Below are 15959 nucleotides of genomic sequence, written 5' to 3' on the forward strand. Positions count from 1 at the left end.
CCCGGGAGCGGGTCGTGCGGCGTCCGTCACGACCGCGCCCACCTCAGGTGACTGGCGGGTAACATAGCCGCCATGACGCGCGAGATCTACGACGAGGACCACGAGGCGTTCCGCGCCTCGGTCAAGGAGTTCCTGGACCGCGAGGTGGTCCCCCACCTCGACGAGTACGCCGCCGGGCACGGCCTGAGCCGCGAGTTCTGGCTCGCCGCCGGCAAGCAGGGGTACCTCGGCCTGGAGATCCCCGAGCAGTACGGCGGCTCCGAGGCGGGCGACTACCGCTTCAACGCCGTGCTCACCGAGGAGCTCGCCAAGGTCAACATGACCCTGCCCTCGTGCGTGGGCATCCACGCCGACATCGTCGCGCCGTACCTCGTGCACCTGACCACCGACGAGCAGAAGGAGCGCTGGCTGCCCCGTTTCTGCTCCGGCGAGCTGCTCACCGCGATCGGGATGACCGAGCCCGGCGGCGGCTCGGACCTCGCCAACCTCAAGACCACGGCCGTGCGTGACGGCGACGACTGGATCATCAACGGTTCCAAGACCTTCATCACCAACGGCGGCAGCGCCGACATGGTGGTCGTGGCGGCCCGCACCAGCCCGGAGAAGAAGGCCAAGGGCATCAGCCTCTTCGGCGTCGACACCTCGCTCGACGGCTTCTCGGTCGGGCGCGTGCTCGACAAGGTCGGCCAGGACGAGTCGGACACCGCCGAGCTGGCCTTCGAGAACGTCCGGGTCAGCAACGACGACCTCATCGGCCCCCTCGACACCGGCTTCATCTCGATGATGCAGTTCCTGCCGCAGGAGCGGCTCGGCTCGGCGGTCACCAACCTCGCCCACGCCGCGCAGATCCTGGAGGAGACGGTCCAGTACGCGAAGGACCGTCAGGCCTTCGGCCGGCCGATCGGCAGCTTCCAGCACAACTCCTTCCTGCTGGCCGAGCTCGTCACCCAGGTCGAGGTCACCCAGGCCTACGTCGACCAGTGCGTGCTCAAGCACACCCGCGGCGAGCTGACCGCGGTCGACGCCGCCAAGGCCAAGTGGTGGACCTCGCAGGTGCAGAACGACGTGCTCGACCACTGCGTCCAGCTGCACGGCGGCTACGGCTACATGAACGAGTACCGCGTCGCCCGCGCCTGGCGCGACGCCCGGGTCAGCAAGATCTGGGCCGGCTCCAACGAGATCATGAAGATGCTGATCGGGCGCGACCTGGGCCTGTGACGACCCGGATGTTCGTCGCCGTGGTCCCTCCACCCGAGGCGGTGGAGGACCTCGACGACTTCCTGTCCGTACGCCGCGACGCGGGCGCCCGGCCCGACGAGCGCTGGCGCTGGGCGCCGGCCGAGCAGTGGCACCTGACGCTGGCCTTCATGGAGGACGTCGCGGACCACTCCGTCGACGAGCTGACCGAGCGGCTGGCCGCCACCGCCGGCCGGCAGCAGCGGTTCGCCAGCCGCGTCGTCGGTGGCGGCGCGTTCCCGGACCCCGACCGGGCACGAGTCCTGTGGGCGGGGCTCGAGGGCGACTTCGACGCCCTGTCCCGGGGTGCCCGGGCGGCGGCCAACACCTCCGGTGCGGTCGTCGACGGCCAGCGGTTCCGGCCGCACCTCACGCTGGCCCGCCTGGGCGGCCCGGCCAACGTCAGCCGGTGGGTGCGGCTCCTCGACACCTACGCCGGTCCGTCCTGGACCGTCGACGAGGTGGCCCTGGTGGCGTCGTACCTCGGGGAGGGCCCGCGCGGGCGCCCGCGGCACGAGGTGGTCGCCACGCTCCCGCTGGGCTAGCCAGCACAGGCTGGCCTTCGTTGCGGGACTGCCCCGCGCTGCGAAGGATGGCCCCATGAGCACCGACGCGACCGACCTCGAGATCGGTCCCCACGACGACGAGCCCCACGACGACAGCCTCGGAACGCGCCTCAACTGGCTGCGGGCCGCGGTGCTCGGGGCCAACGACGGCATCGTGTCCACCGCGGGCCTGGTCGTCGGTGTCGCCGGCGCCACCACCGACAGCCAGGCCATCCTCGTCGCCGGCGTCGCCGGGCTCGTCGCCGGCGCGATCAGCATGGCCGCCGGCGAGTACGTCTCGGTGAGCACCCAGCGCGACTCCGAGCAGGCCCTGCTGGCCAAGGAGCGCCGCGAGCTCGCCGAGGAGCCCGAGGAGGAGCTCGCGGAGCTGGCCGACCTCTACGTGCAGAAGGGCCTGAGCAACGACCTCGCGCTGCAGGTGGCCGAGCAGCTCACCGCCCACGACGCCCTGGGGGCGCACGCCGAGGCCGAGCTGGGCATCGACCCGGACGCGCTCACCAACCCGTGGCACGCCGCCTGGGCCTCGATGCTGGCCTTCACCGCCGGCGCCCTGCTCCCGCTGCTGACGATCAGCCTCAGTCCCGCGGGCGCCCGCGTGTGGGTGACCGGGGTCTCGGTGGTGCTCGCACTGGCCCTGACCGGCTGGGCGAGCGCCCGCCTCGGCCAGAGCCCCGCCGGCCGGGCCGTGCTGCGCAACGTCGGCGGCGGCGTCATCGCCATGGTGGTGACCTACGGGATCGGCGCCCTGGTGGGCGGGATCTGACCCCGCGCCGCCCCTCGGGGTGGCGACGTCAGGCAGGAGCGCGTCCGGTGGACGCCCGCAGCACCAGCTCGGGGCGGAAGACGTAGTCGTGGCTGGGCAGGGGCTGTCCGGCGATCGCCGAGCACAGCGTGTCCACGGCCTGCAGGGCCATCTCGCCCACGGGCTGGCGCAGCGTGGTCAGCGGCGGGTCGAGGAAGGGCAGCAGCCGCGAGTCGTCGAAGCCGACGACCGACACGTCGCCGGGCACGCTGAGCCCCGCGTCGCGCACGGCGCGGATCGCGCCCATCGCCATCAGGTCCGAGCCGCACACGATGGCGGTGGCGCCCCGGTCGATGAGGGCCCGTGCCGCGGCCGCACCGCCCTCGACGGTGAAGAGACCCTCGGCGATCCAGCCCCGGGCCGCGGCCTCGGAGAGCCCGAGCTCGTCGCCCAGTGCCTCGACGAATCCCTCGCGCTTGTCGTGCGACGGGGCGAAGCGGGCCGGGCCGATGGCCAGGCCGATCGTGGTGTGGCCCAGCTGGACCAGGTGGGACACCGCGATCCGCATCGCGGCCCGGTCGTCGGTGGAGAAGAACGGCGCGCCCAGCCCCTCGACGTACCCGTTGATGAAGGCGACCGGCATCCCGCGCTCGATGAGGGTGCGGTAGCGGTCGTGGTCGGCGCCGCGGTCGGCGTGCTTGCCCGAGACGAAGATGATCCCGGCGACGCCGTGGTCGAGCAGCGACTCGACGTACTCGTCCTCGGAGATGCCGCCGGGCGACTGGGTGCACAGGACCGGCGTGAAGCGGCGGCGGGCGAGCGCGTCCTCGATGACCTGCGCGAAGGCCGGGAAGATCGGGTTCTCCAGCTCGGGGACGACCAGGCCCACCAGCCCGGCGCTGCGCTGGCGCAGCTGGCGGGGTCGCTCGTAGCCCAGGACGTCCAGGGCGGTGACGACGGACTGGCGGGAGGTGTCGCTCACGCCGGGCTTGGAGTTGAGCACGCGGGACACCGTCGCCTCGCTGACACCGGCCTCCGCAGCGATCTCGGCGAGGGTGGGCATGGTCACATGAAAGCGGCTTTGCAGCGATCCTGCAAGGACTTCCAAATCTTGCAGGCTTCTTGCTATCGTCCGGTGACCCTCGTCACAGGACCCCTTCCCGGTCGGTGACACCACCCCTCGCAAGGAGCACAAATGCGCCGCACGCTGCCCGGTATCGCCGGCACCGCCGCGCTCGCCCTCGTCCTCGCCGCCTGTGGCGGCGGCTCGGAGAGCGACAGCAACGCCGACTCGAACACCTCCTCCGGAGACACCGACCCGACCTCGATGGAGGCCGAGCTGACCTGGTGGGACACCTCGGACCCCACCAACGAGGCCCCCGCCTACGACAAGCTGATCGAGAAGTTCAACGAGGAGTACCCGAACGTCACGATCAAGCACGAGACGGTCCCCTTCGACCAGACCCAGAACAAGTTCAAGACCGCGGCCGAGTCCGGCTCGGGCGCGCCTGACATCCTGCGGGCCGAGGTCGCCTGGACCCCCGAGTTCGCCTCGCTGGGCTACCTCTACGCCCTCGACGGCACCGCCGCCCTGGAGGACAACAACTTCCAGGAGACGCCGCTCTCCAGCAACATCTACGACGGCAGCACGTACGGCGTGCCGCAGGTCACCGACACCCTCGGCCTGATGTACAACAAGGCGCTCTTCGAGAAGGCCGGCCTCGACCCCGAGGCCCCGCCGACCACCTGGGAAGAGGTCGAGGCCGCGTCCGAGGCCCTCCAGAGCAAGGCCGGCGTCGGCGGCATCTACCTCAACTCGGGCGGCTACTTCGTCCTGCCGTTCATGTACGGCGAGGGCGCCGACCTCGTGGACACCGAGTCGGAGACCATCACGGTCAACAGCCCGGAGGCCGCCAAGGGCATCCAGATCGCCCAGGACATGGTGAAGTCCGGCGCCGCGGTCAAGCCCGTCGCCAACGACCCCTACGGCACCATGATGACCCTCTTCAAGGAGGGCAAGGTCGGCATGATCCTTAACGGCCCGTGGGAGGTCGCCGGCATCGCTGACGACCCGAAGTTCGGTGGCATCGAGAACCTCGGCGTCGCGCCGGTCCCCGCCGGCTCCGCCGGTCAGGGCGCCCCGGTCGGCGGCCACAACTACGTCGTCTACTCCGGCATGGACGAGTCGAAGGCGGACGCCGCCATCGCGTTCATCAAGTTCATGAGCTCGGCCGAGTCCGAGGCGTTCGTCGCCGACGAGCTGGGCCTGCTGCCCGGCAACGCCGACGCCTACGACATGGTCACCAACGAGCGGGTCGCCCTGTGGGCCGACGCGATGGGCGTCGCCCAGGCCCGCCCGTGGATCCCCGAGGGTGGACAGTTCTTCGCCGCCCTCGACACCATGGCCACCGAGGTCCTCATCCAGGGCAAGCCCGTCCAGGCTTCCCTCGACAAGGCCGCGGAGACCTACAAGAGCGACGTCGTCCCCGACTACTCGCTCGACTGACACGTCGGTGCGGGGGCGGCCCTCGAGCCGCCCCCGCACCGATCCCAGCCCCCCCGGCTCCCCTCCCCCGTCCCCTCACCAGACAGCTGAGAGCATGCGCAAGAGCTTCGACAAGCACTGGTACGCCTGGGCCATGGTGCTGCCCACCGTGGCCGTGCTCGGTGTCCTCGTCCTGGCCCCGCTGGTCCAGGGCGTCTACCAGTCCTTCACCGACCTCAACGAGTCCAACCAGCGCAGCGAGATCTGCAAGAAGACCCTCGGTGGTGGCGAGACCTGCTCGCCGAACCCCAAGGCCTCCCAGTTCGTCGGCCTCGACAACTACGTCGACGTCCTGACCGGCGCCCAGGGCCACTTCTGGCTGCAGTTCACCAACACCATCGTGTGGACGGTGGCCTGCGTGGTCTTCCACTACGGCATCGGCCTCGGCCTGGCGGTGATGCTCAACCGGAGCTTCCGGGGCCGGGGGTTCTACCGCGTGGCGCTCATCGTCCCGTGGGCCGTGCCGGCCTTCGTGGCCGCCTTCGCGTGGCGCTTCCTCTTCGACGAGAACTTCGGCCTCATCAACGCGACCCTCCGGGCCCTCGGCGGGAGCGGCGTGTCGTGGTTCGACGACCGGTGGACCTCGCTGTCCACGGCCATCGTCGCCAACATCTGGCTCGGCGTGCCCTTCATGATGGTCGCCATCCTGGGTGGCCTGCAGTCGATCCCCGGGGACCTCTACGAGGCCGCCGAGATGGACGGTGCCACCCCGTGGCAGCGCTTCCGCAACGTGACCCTGCCCGGCCTGCGTCCGGTCAGCTCGACGGTGATCCTGCTCGGCACCATCTGGACCTTCAACATGTTCCCGATCATCTACTTCGTGACGCGCGGCCAGCCCGCCGGCGAGACCGAGATCCTGGTGACCGGCGCCTTCCGCGCCGCCTTCGAGGGCATCCGTGACTACTCCCTCGCCGCGACGTACGGCGTGCTGATCCTGTCGATCCTCATCGTCTACGCCTCGATCTACCGCCGCGTGCTCAAGACCCAGGGAGAGGTGTTCTGATGAGCTCGATCACTCCGCCCGTCATCGTCGAGACCGACGAGATGATCGCCGGGGCGACGGCGAAGGACCGCCGCGCGCCCCGCGTGCGGCGCCGCAGCGACCGCTCCGTCGGGGCCAGCGTGGCGCTCCACGCCACCCTGCTCCTGGCCACCTTCATCGCGCTGTTCCCGATGGCGTGGGTGGTGCTGAGCTCGTTCAAGCCCGCCAGCGAGATCCGCCGCAGCGACATCCAGTTCGTCGTCGACCCGACCCTGGAGAACTACCGCAAGGTCCTCTTCGACACGAACTTCCCCACGTGGTTCCTCAACTCGCTGGTCGTCGCCGCCTTCACCATGGTGATCGGCATCGCGATGGCCGCGACCGCCGGCTACGCACTGAGCCGCTTCAACTTCCCCGGCAAGCGGGGGCTGATGTGGGTCTTCCTGATCACCCAGATGTTCCCGGTCGCGATCCTGATCGTCCCGATCTACACGATCATGGCCAAGGCCGGCCTCATCGACACCAAGGCGTCGCTGGTGATCGCCTACTGCACCGTGGCCGTCCCGTTCTGCGCGTGGATGCTGCGCGGCTACTTCGACACCATCCCGAAGGAGCTCGACGAGGCCGCGGCGCTCGACGGCCTCGGCCCCTTCGGCACGTTCTGGCGGGTCATCCTGCCGCTGGCCCGCCCGGGCCTGGCGGTCACGGCGTTCTACACCTTCCTCACCGCGTGGGGCGAGGTCGCCTACGCGATCGCCTTCATGCAGAGCGACGACCACTACACGCTCGGTGCCGGCCTGCAACAATTCGTCCCGCAGTTCAGCCCCCGCTGGGAGCTGCTCACCGCAGGCGCCGTCCTGATCACCATCCCCGCAGCCATCGTCTTCTTCTTCGCCCAGAAGCACCTCGTCGCCGGCCTCACCGCCGGTGGCACCAAGGGATAAGGAACCCCCATGTCGACCAGCGTCACCTTCGAGAAGGCCACCCGCATCTACCCCGGCAGCGAGAAGCCGGCCGTGGACGGACTCGACCTCGAGATCGCCGAGGGCGAGTTCCTCGTGCTCGTCGGCCCGTCGGGCTGCGGCAAGTCCACCAGCCTGCGCATGCTCGCCGGCCTCGAGGACGTCACGAGCGGACGGATCCTCATCGGCGACCGGGACATCACGCACCTGCGTCCCAAGGACCGCGACATCGCGATGGTCTTCCAGAACTACGCGCTCTACCCGCACATGAGCGTCGGCGAGAACATGGGCTTCGCGCTCAAGATCGCCGGGGTCAACAAGTCGGACATCGACGCCCGGGTGCTCGAGGCCGCCAAGATCCTCGACCTCGAGCCCTACCTCGACCGCAAGCCCAAGGCGCTCTCCGGTGGCCAGCGCCAGCGCGTGGCCATGGGCCGGGCCATCGTGCGCCAGCCGCAGGTCTTCTGCATGGACGAGCCGCTGTCCAACCTCGACGCCAAGCTCCGGGTCTCGACCCGCACGCAGATCGCCTCGCTGCAGCGACGCCTCGACACCACCACCGTCTACGTCACCCACGACCAGGTCGAGGCGATGACCATGGGCGACCGGGTCGCGGTGCTCAAGGACGGCCTGCTCCAGCAGGTCGACACCCCGCTCGGGCTCTACGACAAGCCCAAGAACGCCTTCGTGGCCGGCTTCATCGGCTCGCCGGCCATGAACCTCGGCACCTTCTGCGTCGAGGACGGCCACGCGCTCATCGGCGAGGCCCGGGTGCCGCTGCCCCGCTCGACGGTGGGCGCGCTCAAGGGCGACAAGGTCCAGCTCGGCTTCCGTCCCGAGGCGCTGGTGCTGTCCTCGGCCGACGACGCCGCGTCGTTCCCCGTCGAGGCGCTGGTCATCGAGGAGCTCGGCTCGGACGCCTTCCTCTACGGCAACATGATCGGCGACGACCTGCGCGCCGACCACGTCGTGGCCCGCATCGCCCCGCGCTCGGTCCCCGCCAAGGGCGCCAAGGTCTGGTTCAGCATCGAGCCCGGTCGCCTGCACGCCTTCGACGTCGAGTCCGGGGACGCCCTGCCGACCGACTGAGAGCGTCGTACGACGCCCGGCTCGTCCGCCGCCTCCCGCCTCGGGGGGCGGCGGACCGCATTTCGCCCGGGCGAGGCCGCCCGCGCGCAAACTGGCGGCAGATCGCAGCTCCGGGGCCACGTCTGACGTCGTACGCCGCCACTCTGCGTGGTGGGACTGCGATGTGCCGCCACCCGGCGCAGTGCCAGGGGATCAGCCCAGCGCGCGCACGATGTCGTCGACCCGTTCCTTGGCGTCCCCGAAGAGCATCCGGGAGTTCTCCTTGAAGAACAGCGGGTTCTGCACGCCGGCGTAGCCCGTGGCCATCGACCGCTTGAAGACGACGACCTCCTTGGCGTGCCAGACCTCGAGGACCGGCATGCCCGCGATCGGCGAGCCCGGCTCCTCCAGCGCGGCGGGGTTGACCGTGTCGTTGGCGCCGATCACCAGCACCACGTCGGTGTGGGCGAAGTCGCCGTTGACCTCGTCCATCTCCAGCACGATGTCGTAGGGCACGCGGGCCTCGGCGAGCAGCACGTTCATGTGGCCGGGCAACCGGCCGGCGACGGGGTGGATGCCGAAACGGACCTCGACCCCCCGCTCGCGCAGCTTCTTGGTCATCTCGGCGACGGGGTACTGCGCCTGGGCGACCGCCATGCCGTAGCCGGGGGTGATCATCACGGACTTCGCGTCGGCGAGGAGCTCGGCCGTCTCGTCGGCGGTGATCTCGCGGTGCTCGCCGTAGTCGCGCGCCTCACCGCTGAGAGCGCCGTCGGAGCCGAAGCCGCCGGCGATGACGCTCACGAACGAGCGGTTCATCGCCGTGCACATGATGTAGCTGAGGATCGCACCCGAGGAGCCCACCAGCGACCCGGTGATGATGAGCAGGTCATTGCTGAGCATGAAGCCCGCGGCCGCGGCGGCCCAGCCGGAGTAGGAGTTGAGCATCGAGACGACCACCGGCATGTCGCCACCGCCGATGGCGGCGACGAGGTGGAAGCCGAGCACCAGCGCGAGCGCCGTCATCACCAGCAGCGGCACCAGCGCCGTGTCGCCGTCGTCGGCCACGAACCACACGGCCAGGGCCGTCGAGGCGACGAGGATGGCCAGGTTGAGCAGGTGGCGACCCGGCAGCATCAGCGGGCTGGAGGTCATCCGGCCGCTCAGCTTGGCCCACGCCACGATCGAGCCGGTGAAGGTCACCGCCCCGATGAAGACGCCGACGAACACCTCGACGTCGTGGACCGTGTCGGAGCCGCCGAGGTCGTGGAGCTCGATCCACGAGTTGTAGCCCACCAGCACCGCGGCGAGGCCCACGAAGCTGTGCAGCATCGCCACCAGCTCGGGCATCCCGGTCATCTCCACCGTGCGGGCCCGCCAAGCACCGATCGACCCGCCGACGAGCATGGCCACCAGGATCAGGGCCAGGGTCACGCCGAGCGGTCGCTGGTCGCCGTACTGGCTGTTGCGGGCCGCGAGGACGAGCGTCGCGAGCAGGGCCAGGCCCATGCCCGCCATGCCGAAGAGGTTGCCGCGCTTGGCGGTCTCGTGCTTCGACAGGCCCGCGAGCGCGCCGATGAAGAGGATGCCGGCGATGATGTACGCCGCCTGGATCAGCCCGGGCAGTCGCTCCGAGGTCAGGAAGTCGCTCACGTCAGTCCTTCCTGAACATCTCGAGCATGCGCAGCGTCACCAGGAAGCCACCGAAGATGTTGATGCTGGCGACGAGCACGGCGATGAGCGCCAGCACGGTCACCACGGTGTTGTCGCTGCCGACCTGCAGGATGCCGCCGACCAGGATGATGCCGGAGATGGCGTTGGTCTCGCTCATGAGCGGGGTGTGCAGCGCGTGGGCCACGTTGGAGATCACGTAGTAGCCGACGAAGACCGCCAGCGCGAAGACGGTGAAGTGCCCGAGGAAGTCGGGTGGGGAGTACGCCGCGACGAGGGCGAACAGGACCGCGGCCAGGCCGGCGGCGTACCACTTTCGGCGCGGGTCGGGTGGCTTCGGCGGCTCCTGGGCGACCGGCACGGCGGCCGGCTCCGCAGCGACCGGGGCGGCGCTCACCTGGACCGGCGGTGGCGGCCACATGGTCTCGCCGTCGCGGGTCACGGTGATGCCCCGTACGACGACGTCGTCGAGGTCGAGGACCAGCTCGCCGTCCTTGCCGGGGGTCATCAGCTTGAGGAGGTTGACCACGTTGGTGCCGTAGAGCTGGCTGGTCTGGGCGGCCAGCCGGCCGGCGAGGTCGGTGTAGCCCAGGATCGTGACGAGGTTGTCGGTGACGACCTCCTCGTCGGCCCGGGTCAGCTCCACGTTGCCGCCGTTGGCCGCGGCCATGTCGACGATCACCGAGCCGGTGCGCATCGCGGCCACGGTGTCGGCGGTGATGAGCCTCGGGGCGGGGCGGCCGGGGATCAGCGCGGTGGTGATGACGATGTCGGCGTTGCGCGCCTCCTCGTCGTACATCGCGGCGGTGGCGGCCTCCTGGTCGGCGGTCATCTCCTTGGCGTAGCCGTCGGAGGAGACCTCCTGCTCCATCTCGACCGTGACGAACTCGGCGCCCATCGACTCGACCTGCTCGGCGACCTCGGGGCGGACGTCGAAGGCGCGCACGATCGCCCCCATGGACCCGGCGGCACCGATGGCCGCCAGCCCGGCGACGCCGGCGCCGACGACGAAGACCCGCGCGGGCGGGACCTTGCCGGCCGCGGTGACCTGCCCGGTGAACTGGCGGCCGAACGCGTGGGCGGCCTCGACCACCGCGCGGTAGCCGGCCACGTTGGCCATCGACGACAGCACGTCCATGGCCTGCGCGCGCGAGATGCGGGGGACGGCGTCCATCGCCAGGCCGGTGACCCGCTGCGCCTGGAGCTGCTCGATGAGCTTGGGGCTGCGCGCCGGCGCCATCAGCGACACGACGGTGGACCCGGCCCGCAGCCGCCAGATCTCGTCCGGGGTGGGGGCGTCGACCTTGACCACGACGTCGCTCGACCACACCTCCTCGGCATCGGTGACCCGGATGCCGGCGGCCTCGAACGCGTCGTCGGGCTGCGCGGCAGCGGTGCCCGCGCCGCGCTCGACCACGACCTCGTAGCCGAGGGCCTGCAGCTGGCCGGCGGTGGTGGGCGTGGCGGCGACCAGCGTCTCGCCCTGCCGGGACTCGCGGGGGATACCGATGCGCACGGGCGCCTCCTGTCGGGGTCGGACCGCGCTCAAGGTACACGCGGAGCGCCCCTCGACACGGGCGTCTCGTGTGGTCCGCGTCACGTCGAGGACCCGGCGCGCCCCGCCGGCTAGGGGTCAGACGCCCAGGCCCAGGCGGATCGCGCCGACGATCTCGAAGCCCGCGGCGCGCGCCTCGTCGCTCATCGAGACACCGTTGATGAAGGGGTGCACCAGGGTGGTGTGGCGGCGCAGCGTGACCGGCACGCCGGCATCCCGCAAGGCGTGCGCGTAGGCCTCGCCCTCGTCGCGCAGGGGGTCGAAGCCGGCCACCACGACGTACGCCGGCGGCAGCCCCGACAGGTCCTCGGCCAGCAGCGGGGACGCCCGCGGGTCGCTGCGGTCGGTGTCCGGCCCGAGGTAGTGGTCCTCGTACCAGTCCATCTCGCCGTCGGTGAGGAAGAAGCCGTTGCCGTACGTCGCCCGCGAGGCCGTGTGCCGCGAGAAGTCGACGCCGGGCACGACCAGCACCTGGAGGTCGGGCAGGTCGTCGGTGCCGCGGAGCTGCTGGCAGGCCACGGCGGACAGGTTGCCGCCCGCCGAGTCGCCGGCGACGGCGAGGCGGGTGCCGTCGTACCCCCACTCCTCACCGTGGCGTCGGGCCCAGCGCACGGCGTGGAGCGTGTCCTCGACCGCGGCCGGGAAGGGGTGCTCGGGGGCGAGGCGGTAGTCGACCGAGAGCACCGCGACCCGGCCGTGGCGGCACAGGAAGCGGGTGACGGAATCGTGGCTCTCGACGCTGCCGAGGACCCAGCCGCCGCCGTGGAGGAAGACCACGACCGGCGGCGGTCCGCCGAAGCCTCCCGGCTCGTCGGCCGGGAGGTAGAGCCGCGCCGGGACGGGCACCTCGCCGTCCTCGGCAAGGGTGACGTCGTGGACGGCCCCGACCTCGATGGTGGGGCCGCTGAAGGTCCAGGACTCCTTCTCCAGCAGCTCCCGTGCGGCGGGGACGTCGAGCTCGTCGTACGACGTCTTGCCGCTCAGCGCCAGCGCGCGCAGGGCCAGCGCGAACTGCGGGCTCAGCCGCTGGCCCTCGCTGGTGACCTCGCGGCCGGCGAGCAGCGCCTGGAGGCGGGCCGGGCTGGCGGAGGCGAGGCGGTTGATCCTGCGCTCGAGGCGGTCGCGGCGGCCGGGCCGCAGGGTCACTGCGCCACGCCGTACAGGCGGTCGCCCGCGTCGCCCAGGCCCGGGACGATGTAGCCCTTCTCGTTGAGGCGCTCGTCCATCGCAGCGGTCACCACGGCCACGGGGACGTCGAGGTCGGACAGCTCCTGCTCCAGCGCGGCCACGCCCTCGGGGGCGACGAGCAGGCAGATGCAGGTGATGTCGTCGGCACCGCGGTCGGTGAGGAAGCGGATCGCGGCGGCGAGGGTGCCGCCGGTGGCCAGCATCGGGTCCAGGACGTAGCACTGGCGACCGGAGAGGTCCTCGGGGAGGCGCTCGGCGTACGTCGAGGCGGCCAGCGTCTCCTCGTTGCGGATCATGCCGAGGAAGCCGACCTCGGCGGTGGGCAGCAGCCGCATCATCCCGTCGAGCATGCCGAGGCCGGCGCGCAGGATCGGCACCACCAGCGGCTTGGGGCTGGCGAGCTTGACCCCGGTCGCCTCCGAGACGGGCGTCTGGATGGTCACCTCGTTGACGCGGACCTCGCGGGTCGCCTCGTAGGCCAGCAGGGTGACCAGCTCGTCGGTCAGCCGGCGGAAGGTCGGCGAGTCGGTGGACTCGTCCCGCAGCGTGGTGAGCTTGTGGGAGACCAGCGGGTGGTCGACGACGTGGGTGCGCATGGCGCAAACCCTAGTGGGCGCGGGCGGCAACAGGGTTGGCGGCGGGTCGGCTTTCTGCGACTCTGGAACCTCGGTCGGGACGCAGCACGAGGAAGGGGTCGCCATGTCTGAGCAGTCGGACGGGATCGACTTCGCGCTGGCCGCGTTCCACGACGGCGACGAGTGGCAGCTGCAGGAGATCGCCTCGCCCGCCTACGACTCCGTCCACTCGCTCGCGCACGCCCTGCGGCGGTTCCCCGGGGACGGCGGCGCGGTCGCGATGGTGGCTGTCGACGAGGACTTCTTCGTCCTGGTGCGGGTGGTCGGGTCGACCACCCGGGTGCTCCTGTCGGACGTAACCGCCGCCGAGGAGTGGGAGCTGGCCCAGTCGGCCGTCGACTTCCTCGGCCTGCCGCCCGCCGACGACGAGGACGAGCAGGTGCCGGCGGGCGACCTCGACCTGCTCGGCGACCTGGGGATGCACGCGATCGACATGGGCGTGCTGCTGGACGACGTCGACCTCTTCCCCGACGAGATGCTGTCGGACATCACGCGCCGCCTCGGTTTCGGCGAGCTCTTCGACGACGCCGTCGGGTTCACGTCTGCATGAGGTGGGAGCCTGCGATGCGCCTGGCCCTGGCCGAGGCGCAGGAGGCGGTGGCGACCGGGGACGTCCCGATCGGTGCCGTCGTGCTCGACCCCGCCGGCGAGGTCCTCGCCCGCGGCCGCAACGTGCGCGAGGCCGAGGGCGACCCGACCGGGCACGCCGAGGTCGTCGCCCTGCGCGCCGCCGCCCGGGCGCGGGGCGAGTGGCGGCTGACCGGCTGCACGCTCGTCGTCACCCTCGAGCCCTGCACCATGTGCGCCGGCGCGGCCGTGCTGTCCCGCGTCGAGCGTGTCGTCTTCGGTGCGTACGACGACAAGGCCGGCGCCGTGGGCTCGCTGTGGGACGTCGTCCGCGACCGGCGCCTCAACCACCGGCCGGAGGTGCTCGGCGGAGTCCTGGCCGCCGAGTCGACCGCCCTGCTGGAGGCGTTCTTCGCCGAGCAGAGGTCGATTTAGCGCCGCGTCGACCGTCCGGTAATCTCTCCCGCGGTGGCGTGTCCGAGCGGCCGAAGGTGCATCACTCGAAATGATGTGTGGGGTCAAACCCACCGTGGGTTCAAATCCCACCGCCACCGCCTATCGACAGCCGGATCCCCTGGATCCGGCTGTCGCTCATTTCGGGCCCGGTCCGGTTGCACGGAGGATCGGACGGCCCCGGGCCGTCGGATCCTCCGGTCAGGACCGGAGGGCCACCGCCATGGCTCCCCCGCTGGCGGTCGTCGGCAGGGTGTGGGTGTGCGCGGAGGCCGCGGCCGCTGCATCACCGAGGGTTCCCTGCGAGGCACGGAACCTGCGTCCCATGACCACGGCCATGAGGACGCCGGCGAAGCTGAACCCGGCCATCAGCCACGACGTCGCGGACAGGCCGGAGGCCAGCGCGTCGGCGTCGGAGGCCCCGTCGGCGATCTGGTTGGCGGTCACCGAGCCGTACACCGTCGCGGCCAGTGCCGTCGCGACGGCGGCCCCGACGTAGCGCGCCATGTTCGAGACCCCGGAGGCCGAGCCGACCTGGGCGGCCGGGACGCACGCGGTCGATGCCGCCGACGCCGGGCCGTTGGACAGGCCCATGCCGACGGCGATGGCGAGCAGCGGCAGCACGAAGGCGCCGTACTTCCAGGAGGACTCGACGAGGCCGACGGCGCAGAACCCGAGCGCCGTGAGCAGGAAGCCCATGGCGACCACCTGGCGGCCGCCGAACTTCGTGGCGAGTCGCGGCACCAGGGGCGCGACCACGACCAGCCCGACGGTGGCGGGCAGGGTGGCGAGGCCGGCGTCCAGCGGGCTGAACCCGAGGGTGCTGGGGTCCTGCAGGTAGAGGCTCAGCACGAACATGAGCGCGTTGATCGTGCCGGCGCCGATCAGGATGGCCATGGTCGACCCGACCAGCACCCGGTTGCGCAGGAGCGCCAGGTCCAGGAGCGGGAGGGCGACGCGGCGCTCCACGGCGACGAACCCGACGCCCGCGAGCACCGACACCACGAAGCAGCCGAGGGTGGCGAGCGACAGCCAGCCCCAGTCGCTGCCCTTGCTCAGCGCGAGGATCAGGGGTGCGAGGGTCAGCGCCACGAGCGCGGACCCGGCGTAGTCGATCGTCGGTGGCCGGTCCGGGTCGCGTGACTCCGAGACGGTGGCGGCCGTGAGCACGACGACCAGGACCGCGATGACCGCGTCGATCCAGAACAGTCCCTGCCACCCGGCCACGTCGACGAGCACCCCTCCCACCAGGGGTCCGGCAGCGGCACCGACGGCGGCGGCGGCACCCCACAGGGACACTGCTCGCACCTGCGCCGAGCCGCTGTTGGCCACGGTGAGCAGGCTCAGCCCGCAGGCCAGGATGGTGGAGCCGGCGGCACCCTGGACGAGGCGTCCGGCGATCACCATCCCTCCCGAGTCGGCGAGGGCGATGAGCACGCAGGACGCGATGAACAGCAGGAGGCCGATCTGGAAGACGCGCTTGCGACCGAAGACGTCGCCGAGGGAGCCCGAGGTCACGATGACGGCGGCGCCGACCAGTGAGTAGCCGGTGACGGCCCACTGCAGGGTCTCGACCGCCATGCCCGTGTCCGCGCTGATGGCCGGCAGCAGGATGCTCACCGCGGACGTGTTGGCGTTGACCACCAGCGTGGAGATGCAGGTGGCCGCGAGCACCCCGCCCGCGCCCTTCGCCGTTGTCGCGTCGACCTCGACCATCTCGCGGTTCCTCTCGCCCGGGAATTCTCGCGAACCCGTCCACGCAAGCACCTCGGACGGCGTGAGGAGATCA

The 15959-nt window shown here is 71.2% G+C and carries 15 protein-coding genes and 1 tRNA gene; 10 read left to right on the forward strand and 6 right to left on the reverse strand.

The window, feature by feature from the left end:
- The first annotated feature begins 72 nt into the window (after window positions 1-72).
- Genes ASG94_RS09200 through ASG94_RS09210 form a run of 3 tightly spaced genes read left to right on the forward strand, consistent with a single transcriptional unit; the run spans window position 73 to window position 2565 of the window.
- Entirely contained in the window at window positions 73-1218 is a 1146-nt protein-coding gene (locus ASG94_RS09200) for an acyl-CoA dehydrogenase family protein (RefSeq protein WP_056925959.1), read from the forward strand.
- Between the two features lie 8 nt (window positions 1219-1226).
- Window positions 1227-1781 carry an RNA 2',3'-cyclic phosphodiesterase gene (gene thpR, locus ASG94_RS09205; RefSeq protein ID WP_056925960.1) on the forward strand — a complete coding sequence of 185 codons (555 nt, stop codon included), beginning with the start codon at window positions 1227-1229 and terminating at the stop codon, window positions 1779-1781.
- Between the two features lie 55 nt (window positions 1782-1836).
- Window positions 1837-2565, forward strand: coding sequence for a VIT1/CCC1 transporter family protein (locus ASG94_RS09210; protein WP_056925961.1), 729 nt, complete (start codon window positions 1837-1839; stop codon window positions 2563-2565).
- Window positions 2566-2593: 28 nt separating this feature from the next.
- Here ASG94_RS09210 and ASG94_RS09215 read toward each other — a convergent pair whose 3' ends face one another.
- Complete coding sequence (locus ASG94_RS09215) at window positions 2594-3613, reverse strand: LacI family DNA-binding transcriptional regulator (protein ID WP_442938468.1); 1020 nt, start codon at window positions 3611-3613, stop codon at window positions 2594-2596.
- A 126-nt stretch (window positions 3614-3739) separates the two neighbouring features.
- On the opposite strand from ASG94_RS09215, the gene ASG94_RS09220 reads away from it, so the two are divergent.
- From ASG94_RS09220 to ASG94_RS09235, 4 genes are all read left to right on the forward strand, one after another.
- Window positions 3740-5050, forward strand: a complete 1311-nt coding sequence (locus ASG94_RS09220; protein ID WP_056925962.1) for an extracellular solute-binding protein — start codon at window positions 3740-3742, stop codon at window positions 5048-5050.
- A gap of 94 nt (window positions 5051-5144) precedes the next feature.
- On the forward strand, window positions 5145-6092 hold the full coding sequence (locus ASG94_RS09225) for a carbohydrate ABC transporter permease (RefSeq protein ID WP_200958040.1): 948 nt from the start codon (window positions 5145-5147) through the stop codon (window positions 6090-6092).
- Window positions 6092-7015 (forward strand): sugar ABC transporter permease, encoded by a 924-nt coding sequence (locus ASG94_RS09230; protein ID WP_056925964.1) that lies wholly within the window; start codon window positions 6092-6094, stop codon window positions 7013-7015. The genes ASG94_RS09225 and ASG94_RS09230 overlap by 1 nt, the downstream gene beginning before the upstream one ends.
- A 9-nt stretch (window positions 7016-7024) precedes the next feature.
- Window positions 7025-8122: an ABC transporter ATP-binding protein gene (locus ASG94_RS09235; RefSeq protein WP_056925965.1), complete on the forward strand. Its 1098-nt coding sequence runs from the start codon at window positions 7025-7027 to the stop codon at window positions 8120-8122.
- Window positions 8123-8314: 192 nt separating this feature from the next.
- Here ASG94_RS09235 and pntB read toward each other — a convergent pair whose 3' ends face one another.
- The 4 genes from pntB to upp form a co-directional block, all read right to left on the reverse strand.
- Entirely contained in the window at window positions 8315-9754 is a 1440-nt protein-coding gene (gene pntB, locus ASG94_RS09240; protein ID WP_235537183.1) for a Re/Si-specific NAD(P)(+) transhydrogenase subunit beta, read from the reverse strand.
- 1 nt (window position 9755) lies between these two features.
- On the reverse strand, window positions 9756-11288 hold the full coding sequence (locus ASG94_RS09245) for a Re/Si-specific NAD(P)(+) transhydrogenase subunit alpha (RefSeq protein WP_056925966.1): 1533 nt from the start codon (window positions 11286-11288) through the stop codon (window positions 9756-9758).
- A 117-nt stretch (window positions 11289-11405) separates the two neighbouring features.
- On the reverse strand, window positions 11406-12473 hold the full coding sequence (locus tag ASG94_RS09250) for an alpha/beta hydrolase (RefSeq protein ID WP_156411489.1): 1068 nt from the start codon (window positions 12471-12473) through the stop codon (window positions 11406-11408).
- Window positions 12470-13111, reverse strand: a complete 642-nt coding sequence (upp, locus tag ASG94_RS09255) for a uracil phosphoribosyltransferase (protein WP_056925967.1) — start codon at window positions 13109-13111, stop codon at window positions 12470-12472. The genes ASG94_RS09250 and upp overlap by 4 nt, the downstream gene beginning before the upstream one ends.
- A gap of 103 nt (window positions 13112-13214) precedes the next feature.
- On the opposite strand from upp, the gene ASG94_RS09260 reads away from it, so the two are divergent.
- The 3 genes from ASG94_RS09260 to ASG94_RS09270 all read left to right on the forward strand — a co-directional run bounded on the left by ASG94_RS09260 (window position 13215) and on the right by ASG94_RS09270 (window position 14271).
- Complete coding sequence (locus ASG94_RS09260; RefSeq protein WP_056925968.1) at window positions 13215-13700, forward strand: tRNA adenosine deaminase-associated protein; 486 nt, start codon at window positions 13215-13217, stop codon at window positions 13698-13700.
- Window positions 13697-14152: a nucleoside deaminase gene (locus tag ASG94_RS09265; protein ID WP_082624025.1), complete on the forward strand. Its 456-nt coding sequence runs from the start codon at window positions 13697-13699 to the stop codon at window positions 14150-14152. The genes ASG94_RS09260 and ASG94_RS09265 overlap by 4 nt, the downstream gene beginning before the upstream one ends.
- A gap of 32 nt (window positions 14153-14184) precedes the next feature.
- Window positions 14185-14271: transfer RNA gene (locus tag ASG94_RS09270), tRNA-Ser, on the forward strand.
- Between the two features lie 100 nt (window positions 14272-14371).
- Here ASG94_RS09270 and ASG94_RS09275 read toward each other — a convergent pair.
- Window positions 14372-15886, reverse strand: a complete 1515-nt coding sequence (locus ASG94_RS09275; protein ID WP_056925970.1) for an MFS transporter — start codon at window positions 15884-15886, stop codon at window positions 14372-14374.
- Between the last annotated feature and the right edge of the window lie 73 nt (window positions 15887-15959).

It is taken from the genome of Nocardioides sp. Soil805 (genome assembly GCF_001429625.1).
Taxonomy (GTDB): domain Bacteria; phylum Actinomycetota; class Actinomycetes; order Propionibacteriales; family Nocardioidaceae; genus Nocardioides.

Excerpts from the sequence above, each read along its gene's own strand:
- ASG94_RS09200 (WP_056925959.1), top strand. The coding sequence starts at position 73 with ATGACGCGCGAGATCTACGACGAGGACCACGAGGCGTTCCGCGCCTCG.
- thpR (WP_056925960.1), top strand. The coding sequence starts at position 1,227 with ATGTTCGTCGCCGTGGTCCCTCCACCCGAGGCGGTGGAGGACCTCGAC.
- ASG94_RS09210 (WP_056925961.1), top strand. The coding sequence starts at position 1,837 with ATGAGCACCGACGCGACCGACCTCGAGATCGGTCCCCACGACGACGAG.
- ASG94_RS09220 (WP_056925962.1), top strand. The coding sequence starts at position 3,740 with ATGCGCCGCACGCTGCCCGGTATCGCCGGCACCGCCGCGCTCGCCCTC.
- ASG94_RS09225 (WP_200958040.1), top strand. The coding sequence starts at position 5,145 with ATGCGCAAGAGCTTCGACAAGCACTGGTACGCCTGGGCCATGGTGCTG.
- ASG94_RS09230 (WP_056925964.1), top strand. The coding sequence starts at position 6,092 with ATGAGCTCGATCACTCCGCCCGTCATCGTCGAGACCGACGAGATGATC.
- ASG94_RS09235 (WP_056925965.1), top strand. The coding sequence starts at position 7,025 with ATGTCGACCAGCGTCACCTTCGAGAAGGCCACCCGCATCTACCCCGGC.
- upp (WP_056925967.1), bottom strand. The coding sequence starts at position 13,111 with ATGCGCACCCACGTCGTCGACCACCCGCTGGTCTCCCACAAGCTCACC.
- ASG94_RS09260 (WP_056925968.1), top strand. The coding sequence starts at position 13,215 with ATGTCTGAGCAGTCGGACGGGATCGACTTCGCGCTGGCCGCGTTCCAC.
- ASG94_RS09265 (WP_082624025.1), top strand. The coding sequence starts at position 13,697 with ATGAGGTGGGAGCCTGCGATGCGCCTGGCCCTGGCCGAGGCGCAGGAG.
- ASG94_RS09275 (WP_056925970.1), bottom strand. The coding sequence starts at position 15,886 with ATGGTCGAGGTCGACGCGACAACGGCGAAGGGCGCGGGCGGGGTGCTC.